General features: G+C 72.7%; 6 protein-coding genes. 3 read left to right on the top strand and 3 right to left on the bottom strand.

Annotated features, from left to right (window positions below):
* Nucleotides 1-126 precede the first annotated feature (126 nt).
* Nucleotides 127-1782: an ABC1 kinase family protein gene (locus ACI3ET_RS02290; RefSeq protein WP_405031336.1), complete on the top strand. Its 1656-nt coding sequence runs from the start codon at nt 127-129 to the stop codon at nt 1780-1782.
* On the opposite strand, the gene ACI3ET_RS02285 is transcribed toward ACI3ET_RS02290, so the two are convergent.
* Complete coding sequence (locus tag ACI3ET_RS02285) at nt 1769-2476, bottom strand: HAD family hydrolase (RefSeq protein ID WP_405031335.1); 708 nt, start codon at nt 2474-2476, stop codon at nt 1769-1771. The two genes, ACI3ET_RS02290 and ACI3ET_RS02285, sit on opposite strands and share 14 nt — an antisense overlap.
* 81 nt (nt 2477-2557) lie before the next feature.
* On the opposite strand from ACI3ET_RS02285, the gene ACI3ET_RS02280 reads away from it, so the two are divergent.
* On the top strand, nt 2558-3415 hold the full coding sequence (locus ACI3ET_RS02280) for a PAC2 family protein (RefSeq protein WP_405031334.1): 858 nt from the start codon (nt 2558-2560) through the stop codon (nt 3413-3415).
* Between the two features lie 50 nt (nt 3416-3465).
* Here the strand turns inward: ACI3ET_RS02280 and ACI3ET_RS02275 are convergent, their stop codons facing one another.
* Nucleotides 3466-4011, bottom strand: a complete 546-nt coding sequence (locus ACI3ET_RS02275) for a DUF7010 family protein (protein ID WP_405031333.1) — start codon at nt 4009-4011, stop codon at nt 3466-3468.
* 26 nt (nt 4012-4037) lie between these two features.
* Nucleotides 4038-4931 carry a RecB family exonuclease gene (locus ACI3ET_RS02270; RefSeq protein WP_405031332.1) on the bottom strand — a complete coding sequence of 298 codons (894 nt, stop codon included), beginning with the start codon at nt 4929-4931 and terminating at the stop codon, nt 4038-4040.
* Nucleotides 4932-5027: 96 nt separating this feature from the next.
* On the opposite strand from ACI3ET_RS02270, the gene ACI3ET_RS02265 reads away from it, so the two are divergent.
* On the top strand, nt 5028-6143 hold the full coding sequence (locus ACI3ET_RS02265; RefSeq protein ID WP_405031331.1) for a site-2 protease family protein: 1116 nt from the start codon (nt 5028-5030) through the stop codon (nt 6141-6143).
* The last annotated feature ends 4 nt before the right edge of the window (nt 6144-6147 follow it).

The raw sequence follows: 6147 nt of genomic DNA, 5'->3' as shown, positions 1-6147 counted from the left end.
GGGGCTGTAGCTGTTGGGACATCCGTGGTCCTGCCCGTGCCCCCTCCCTCGGCCCTGGTGCCCACCGCCGTGGACGCCCTGCTGGGGGTCGCGCTGGGCTGAACGCCTCGGGGGTAGCGTGGAGCCATGGCCGGGCACCTGCAGCGCTACCGGGAGATCGCCCACGTCCTGACCCGCAACGGCCTCTACGCCAGCGCGGTCCGAGCCGGGCTGGGGCGGTGGCTGCCGGCGCTCGGCGACGGCGTCGACCCCCACGTCGACGACGACGTGCGGCCCGAGCTGCTGGTACGGACCTTCGAGGAGCTCGGGACCACGTTCATCAAGCTCGGCCAGCTCATCTCCTCGCGGCCCGACGTCTTCCCGCAGGCCTACTGCGACGCCTTCGCCAAGCTCACCGACGCCGCGAGCCCGGTGCCCTTCCCCGAGCTGGGGACGGTGGTGCACGAGGACCTCGGACTGGGGGTGGAGGAGATCTACGCGTGGTTCGACCCCGCACCGCTCGCGACCGCCTCGATCGGGCAGGCCCACCGGGCGCGGCTGCACGACGGGCGCGCGGTGGTCGTCAAGATCCGCAAGCCAGGCGTCGTGGAGCAGGTCCGCGACGACCTGGACATCCTGCGCAACCTCGCCGGCCACCTGGCCCGCAACTCCCGGGTGCTGGCCGACCTCGACCTCGTCGGCCTGGTGGACGAGTTCGCCCGGTCGCTGCGGACCGAGCTCGACTACCTCACCGAGGCGAGGGCCATCGACGAGTTCGCCGGCAACCTGCGCGAGGAGGCGGGGGTGCACGTCCCGTGGGTCGACTGGGCCACGACGACCCCCCGGGTGCTCACGATGGAAGAGCTGTCCGGGACCCGGATCGACGACGTGGCCGAGCTCGACCGGGTCGGGATCGACCGGCCCGAGCTTGCGCACCGCGCGGTGTCGGTCCTGATGCGGATGGTCTTCGAGGACGGTGTCTTCCACGCCGACCCCCACGCCGGAAACCTCTTCGTCGAGGCCGACGGCACCATCGGGATCATCGACTTCGGGATGGTCGGCCGGGTGGGCCCGACCATGCGGCGCCAGTTCGCCCGGATGATCGTGGCGCTCTACCGCCAGGACACGGAGAGCCTGGTGTCGGCCCTTCTGCAGATCGCCCCGCCGCGCGGAACCCTGGACCGGCGCGCACTGCGGAGGGAGGTCGGCCGGATCACCGGTTGGCTCGACGGCCGCGCGCTCGCCGACATCCAGGTCGACGTCCTCGCGAACCAGATCTTCACCGTCGTCCGCCACCACCGGCTGGCGCTCCCGCCCGAGGTCGTCCAGCTCTTCCGGATGCTCGTCATCGTGGACGGGCTGGGCAGGCGGGTCGACCCCGGCTTCGACCTCACGGACGCGCTGTTCCCCTTCGCCCGCCGGCTCATCGAGGAGCGACTGGGGGCGAGGCAGGTCGCCGCCCGGGTGCGTGACGCGACGGTCGCGGCGGCCGAGCTCGGTCTGGACCTGCCTGCCTACGCCCGCTCGCTCATGGAGCGGGTGGAGGACGGTGGCGTCGACGTCACCATCCGAGCCGGGGAGCTCGACCCGCTGGTGGAGCGCCTGGAGCGGACGGGGGACAGGATGGTCGCCGCGATGGTGGTGGCGGCGATGATCACCGGCGGCACGAACGTGGTGGTGGCCTACAAGGACCGGATGGGTCCCCTCTTCGGCCCCCTTGTCGCGGGCGGCGGGGTCGCGCTCGCCGCCGGGAGCGCCTACCTGGCGTGGACCGGACGGCCCCGCGCGATCAGACCTCGCTGACGCCTCGGAGGGCCGGCAGGAGGTCGTGGGGGGCAAGCCCCTCGAGCGTCGCGAGCCGCACGGCCAGGGGCAGGTCCGCCACCGGCACGATGTGCGGGACCACCAGGGTGGGAATGCCGGCCGAGGTGGCCGAGGTGGCGCCTGTGGGGGAGTCCTCGACGGCCACGCACCGGGCCGGGTCGACACCGAGCCGTCGCGCGGCCTCGAGATAGGGCTCGGGGTGCGGCTTGCCGTGCGACACCTGGTCGCCGGTGACCACGGCGGCGAAGGTGTCCGCGGGGAGGTGCTCGACGAGCACGTCGGCCAGGGCCGTCCACGACATCGTGACCAGCGCGCTCGGGACGCCGAGGTCGCCGAGCGCGGCGAGCAGCTGCGCGGCCCCCGGACGCCAGGGCAGGTGCTCGCGCATCCTGCGGACCACTCCCCCGAGCAGGGCGTCCACGACCTCCTCCGGCGTGCCGTTGACGGGCGTGCGCGCCAGGATGATCCTGGCCGAGACGAGCAGGTCATTGCCCACGAGCTCGACCGCGTCCGCGTGGCTCCATACCCCGCCTGCGCCCTCCACGAGGGCCCTCTCCTCGGCCATCCAGTAGGGCTCGGTGTCCACGATCGTCCCGTCCATGTCCCACAGCACCGCGTCGGGAAGGACCTCGGGGAGGGGGTCGCTCACGGGGGTCGGGGAGGGGAAGGTCACGGCCCCCACCGTAGTCGGCGGGGACGTAGGGTGAGGGTCTGGCCACCTCCCGACCGAGGGGTGGCCGACAGGAAGGTGAGCATGATCGAGCTGCGTGAGACCGGCGAGCTGCGGGACCCCATCTTGATCGCCGCCTTCGAAGGGTGGAACGACGCGGGGGAGAGCGCCTCGGCGGTCATCGAGCACCTCGCCACCGTCTGGGAGGCGCAGGTCGTCGCAGCCGTCGACCCGGAGGACTACTACGACTTCCAGGTCAACCGTCCGCAGATCGTCACGGTCGACGGACGTCGCAGCATCCGCTGGCCCACGACCCGGATCCTGCTGGCCCGCAACACCCCCATGGGTCGAGACGTCATCCTGGTCATGGGGATCGAGCCGTCGGTGCGGTGGCGTTCGTTCGCCTCCGACATCCTGGGCTACGCCACCCACCAGGGCGTGCAGATGATCGTCGTGCTCGGCGCGCTGCTGGCGGACGTGCCGCACACCCGACCGATCCCGGTCAGCGTGTCGACGGACGACCCCGTGCTCCTGGACAGCAGTGAGGACATCGAGCAGAGCACCTACGAGGGACCGACGGGCATCGTCGGGGTGATCACCGACGAGGCACGCCAGCTGGACGTGCCGACGCTCTCCTGCTGGGCCGCCGTGCCGCACTACGCCGGCGGAGCACCGTCGCCGAAGGCCTCGCACGCACTTCTGGGGCAGGTCGAGGAGCTGCTCGACTGCGTCATCGACGACACGGTCCTGGCGGAGGCCGCCCGGGCATGGGAGCGCGGCGTGGACGAGCTCGCCTCGACCGACGAGGAGATCGCCGACTACGTCCGCCAGCTCGAGGAGGCCCAGGACACGGCCGAGCTGCCGGAGGCCTCCGGCGACGCGATCGCCCGCGAGTTCGAGCGCTACCTGCGGCGACGCGACGACGGCGGCTCCACCGGCTAGCTGTACCCGGCCATCACGTGGGTGACAGTCGGCTGGTCGGAGGGAGGTCGCTAGAGCGACCAGGCCGTGGCCGCACTCACCAGGAGCACCACACCGGCGGTCAGGCAGACACGACCGGCCCCGACCGCGGACCCGTCTGCGTCCGACCGGTGCGAGCTCGCTGTCGCGACGACTGCTCCGAGGGAGACGACCGCGCCCATGACGAGGTAGAGCGGGGTTCCGTACAGCCACGAGTACGACGCGAAGTGCACGACGAGGACGATGACCATCGCGAACGGTACGAGCGTGTACCGCCCACGGGCGACGAGATAGATCACCAGGGGAAGGGCGAGCAGCTGACCGCTGGACAGGAGGATCGCCAACGAGTCCATGCCCGGCAGGCTCGGCCGCTCCGGGCCAGGCGTCAGGGCGGTGAAGCCGAGCGCCAGCGGGAAGGCGACCATGCCCTGGAAGAGCGTCGCGTAGGCGGCCACCCGCGGGCTCGAGCGGAGCCAGAGGGCCGCGCAGACGAGCCACGTCAGGCCGTACGCGCCCAGGAATCCCCACCCGTGACCGGTCGCCTCGCCGAGGGCGTCGACGTAGTCCGAGATACTCATCGTCTCTCCTTGCTCACGTGCTGGGTCTACTCCGTGTCGGCGGCCCGCGGGTCGGTGTGTCCGGCGCGGCGAGGGTCGACCGCCCGGACGTAGGCGTCCGCGGGCAGGGGGGGAGGAGTGCCTCCCCAGGCCGGGCAGAGCGTCCGGTGCGCGCACCAGGTGCAGGCGTGCGAGCGGCGCGGACGCCAGTCGCCCTCGCGGGCGGCCAGGTCGATGGCGGACCACAGGGCGCGGATCTTGCGCTCGGTGGCCAGGAGGTCGCACTCGGTGGGGTCGATCCACAGCTTCTGACCGTCCCGCAGGTAGACGAGCTGGAGCCGCGAGGGCAGGACGCCGCGGCTGCGCCAGAGTGCCAGCGCGTAGAACCGGAGCTGGAAGAGGGCCCGACTCTCGAACGTCTCGGACGGGGCGCGCCCGGTCTTGTAGTCGACGATACGCAGCCGTCCGTCCGGGGCCTCGTCCAGCCGGTCGACGTAGCCGCGGATGGTGAGGTCTCCGACCTTGGCCTCGACATAGAGCTCGCGCTCCACCGGCTCCAGGAGGGTGGGGTCCTCGAGGGTGAACCAGCGCTCGACCAGCGCGGAGGCTGCGGCGAACCAGTCGTCGTGGGGCGTCGCGACCGGCGTCCGCGGCACGGCGGTGGCGGGCTCCGGGTCGAGCGTGACGGCGAGGACCTCGGCCAGGTGAGGCTCCTCCTCGACCATGCGCGCCCACTCCTGCGGGACGAGGCCCGTCGCGGCCAACAGGGTGCGCTCGGCCGCGGGCAGGTCGAAGAGCCGTTCGAGGACCGCGTGCACGAGCGACCCGCGTGCGGCGGCGGCGCTGGTGGGCTCGGGCAGCCGGTCCACGACCCGGAACCGGTAGAGCAACGGGCACTGCAGGAAGTCGGCCGCCCGGGAGGGGGAGAGGGCGGGTTGCATGGTCGCTCACTGTACGTGGGGGCACCGACAGCGCAGAGGCACCGGCGTGCCGCACGGCCGGTGGGGGTGGGGGGTCCCGTCGCATAGCCTTGCCCGATGACGAGCACCAGCAGGGGATGGCGCATCGGGACGCTGTCGGGCATCCCGATCTACCTCGGGCGCAGCTGGGTGCTGGTCGCGGTGCTGATGATGGTGCTCTTCGGGCCCACCGTGGAGGTGGCCGAGCCCCGGCTTGGCCCCTGGTCCTACCTCGTCGCGCTGGTCTTCGCGGTGCTGCTGCTCGTCTCGGTGCTCGCGCACGAGGCGGCCCATGCTCTCGTGGCTCAGCGGGTGGGCTACCAGGTGTCGCGGATGGTCGCGGACTTCTGGGGCGGGCACACCGCCCACGACGGCGCCGGTGGCACCCCGGGGCGCAGCGCCGCGGTCGCCGTCGTGGGACCGCTGGCCAACGGCGCGCTGGCCCTGCTGGGCTGGTGGCTGATGGGCGTCGTCCCGGACGGGGTGCCCTCCCTCCTGGCCTTCGCCTTCATGTGGGCCAACGCCTTCGTGGCGGTCTTCAACCTGGTGCCCGGCCTGCCGCTGGACGGTGGCTTCCTGCTCGAGGCGCTCGTCTGGCGGCTCTCCGGCAACCGGCACCTCGGCACGCTCGTGGCCGGGTGGATGGGCCGGCTGCTCGTCGTCCTGCTCGCGCTCTGGGCGGTCGCACCGACCGTCCTCGAGGGGGAGCAGGTCAGCATCAGCCGCGTCCTGTGGGTGGGGCTGATCGGGATGTTCCTGTGGCAGGGAGCCAGCCAGGCCGTGGTCGCCGGGCGGCACGGGCTGACCGTCTCGCGCCGTCGCCTCGGCGACGCCGTCACCGAGGTGGGCGTCGTCCCTGCTGCGGCCTTCGTGTCCTCGGTGGCCTGGGGGTCGCGCCCGCTGTGGGTGGTCCTGGACGAGAGCGGTCGCCTCGACGGCATCGTCGACCCGAAGAGCCTCCAGGGGGTGCCGGCGCCCGCCTGGATGACGACGCAGGTCTCGGCCGTGGCCGTCCGGCTGCCCAGCGGGTGGGTGCTGCAGGCGCAGGCCGACGACCCTCTCGAGGACGCCCTGGCCGTCATGCGCAGCACCGGGTCGGGCGTGGTCGGGCTCGTCGACGAGCAGGGACGGCCGTGGGGCGCGGTGCTGGTGGGGGACATGCTGGCGTCGGGTCCGCGGTCGGCGCGCTCGTAGACTG

The sequence above is a fragment of the Ornithinimicrobium jinqii genome, from assembly GCF_045032595.1.
GTDB lineage: Bacteria > Actinomycetota > Actinomycetes > Actinomycetales > Dermatophilaceae > Ornithinicoccus.
This window is presented reverse-complemented; position numbering and strand designations above follow the sequence as displayed.